Here is a 350-nt window from a genome sequence, read left to right as displayed (position 1 = left end):
AAATGGTAGGTTATTCCTACCATTTTTGGCATGGAGGGATGGACATGAAGTTACTCAATTATATCGGTATCATATTGATGGCCATAGGGCTATTCACGGGAGCATATTACGCTATGGAATGGTATAAAGGAAAAAGCTCTGCTCAACAATTAACGAAAGAAGAATTAAAGAGCCTTGAAAATATACAACATAATCAACTTTCTTACGAAACACCTGTAACTTCCCAAATACCTTCTTCTCAAACAGAACATAAAGAAGGAGAAAAGGTTGCACTGTTAAATATACCGAAAATAAAGAAGAAGTTTTCTATATACTGGGGAGCGGATGATGCAACGTTGAAGAAAGGAGTT

The 350-nt window shown here is 36.3% G+C and carries 1 pseudogene; it reads left to right on the top strand.

The annotated features are described in order from the left end of the window. Positions 1-44: 44 nt before the first annotated feature. Positions 45-350: pseudogene (locus SB775_RS28030) on the top strand (class D sortase); the annotation flags it as partial.

The organism is Peribacillus sp. SIMBA_075, from assembly GCF_046534585.1.
This window is presented reverse-complemented; position numbering and strand designations above follow the sequence as displayed.